Annotated in this window: 2 protein-coding genes; both read left to right on the top strand. The window is 74.8% G+C overall.

Going from position 1 to position 2,131, the window contains the following annotated elements; translation table 11 throughout:
- Positions 1 to 1,152: hypothetical protein (locus ACOV8S_RS29530; protein WP_448321544.1), on the top strand; the 1,152-nt coding region annotated here is incomplete at its 5' end.
- 85 nt (positions 1,153 to 1,237) lie between these two features.
- On the top strand, positions 1,238 to 2,128 hold the full coding sequence (locus tag ACOV8S_RS29535) for a hypothetical protein (RefSeq protein ID WP_448321545.1): 891 nt from the start codon (positions 1,238 to 1,240) through the stop codon (positions 2,126 to 2,128).
- Positions 2,129 to 2,131: the final 3 nt, after the last annotated feature.

Below are 2,131 nucleotides of genomic sequence, written 5' to 3' on the forward strand. Positions count from 1 at the left end.
GACCGCGGCTTCCGCGCCGTCTACGGCACCTTCACCGCCGACGGCGTCTACGTCCGCCGCGACTACGACTTCAAGCTGATCGAGGAGGTACCCGGCCCCGGCGGCGGCGTGTACCTGCGCACCACCGACGAGGCCGTGAACGTCCTGGTCGGAGCGCTCGACACGGACGTCACCAGCGCTCAGATCGCCGCCGAGGTCAAGCTCGAGGTGCTGATCAACCGCGGACGCCTCGCCGACGCCCAGCTGGCCGCCGAACAGGCCCGCTACCGCACGGTGCAGTACTCGGAGACGCTGCGGCGCGCTCTGGAGGCCACCCGGCGCAACGTCCGCGCCGTCGACTGGCTGAGGACCGTGCCCGACATGATCGCCGAGGCGCTGGAGCACGTCGCCGACCGGTACCGGCACGAGAACGCCATCCTCACCAACATCCGCAAGGCCAGGGACGAGTCCGAGGACCCCGGCCAGAAGCGCCGCGCCGCCGAGCTGGTGGACATCGTCAAGGACTGCATCCGCCGCCACACGCAGCTGCAGTCGAGGCTGCTGGAGGCCGGCCCGCTGTTCCGCGCCGAGCAGGACCGCCAGGCCTTCGCCGCGCCCGCCCGCACGGCCGGCACCGACCTGTACGGGCAGCTCCTCGCGCCCGTCCTGCCCCTTCCGCTCGAGCAGTCCATCCGGGTCACCGACGCCTTCTTCGCCCACGGCACCGGCCTGCGCACGCCCGGCTCGGTGCGCATGGTCGACCTGGTCGACCTGCTGCTGACCCCGCCCGCCGAGCGGGAGCACCTGGGCGCGGAGATGCCCGAGCCCGACCTGATCGCCACCCCGGACGACAGCCGGTTCAGCGAGGAGCAGCTGGCCGCCGCCAACGACCTGCTCGACCTGCCGCCGGACGCGCCCCGGCGTCTGTCCGGACTGCTCGCCGAGGCCCGCCGCCAGGACCCCGACCTGCCCTACCTGGTCGCCCTGCTCGCGATCCACGCCGCCAGCCCGCCGGTGGGCACCGCCTACCGGCAGGGGGAGCCCCGCCTGCTGTTCGCGGTGGACGACGGCGCCGAACTCGACGACCCGGAGTTCGGCGGCGCCGACCTGATAGTGGGCACCGCCCTGCTGGACGCGGCGGGCATGGCGGCCGACCGGCGCGACTCCGCCTGAGCCGCCCGGCCGCCCGCCCTCACCGGGCGACCGCCCACCGCCAGCACTTCCCGCACGTGTACGACCGCACCGAGGAGCACCAGCAGTGACCGAGTCCGCCGAGTGGAGCGAGCCCACGGCGACCGCCCCGCAGGGCGCCGCCGCCGGCACGCCCGCCGTGTCGCCCGCGGACACGTCCGACGCGGCCCGTCTGGTGGCGTTCGGGCTCCAGCCCAAGCTGCAGCCCGCCCGCGACCAGGAGTACGCCGACCTGCTGCGCCGCTACCGCGAGGACCCGCAGTTCGCCCGGCTCACCGATGCTGTCGCCACCGGACTCGGCCTGATCATCCTGGAGGTCTCTCCGCGCGCCGGGATGGCGGTGACCGCCGCCGAGGGCTCGGTCTTCGCCGTCCGGATGGGCGACTACGCCCGCCGCGCCGCCTCCGACACCGCCGACCGCTTCCTGCACGGCCTGGCCCACCTCGCCGTCGCCGCCCTCGCCTTCCCCCGGCCGGAGGACCTCGCCGACGACGGCTACATCGGCCGGGTCACCGTCAACGGAGTGGACGCCTTCGTCCGCCAGGCCTGCCGCCGCCTCGAGCAGCGCGCCGAGGAACAGGGCGAGAACACCGACCCGGCCAGCGACGCCCCCGGTCTGGAGGCCGCGTGGCGCGTCTGGGCGCGCCGCAGCGCCACCGGTGCCACCAAGGACTCCCGGCGTCTGGCCGGCTCCACCACCGGCATCGTCGCCAAGGCGGTCGCCTTCCTCGCCGACTCCGGCTTCCTGCAGCGCACCGGCGACGAGGGCGCCGGCACCTACCGCACCACCGCCCGCTACCAGCTCCAGGTGCGCGACATGGCCGGCAGCGCGGCCATGGGCGAACTCCTGGAACTCGGCGTGGTCCCGGTCTCCGACGGCTCCGCCACCCTGCTCCCGCCGGACGACGCCGACGACCTCGACCTGGTCGCCGACGCCGGACTGCCGTTCCACTCCTGAGCC

It is taken from the genome of Streptomyces sp. CO7 (assembly GCF_053474865.1).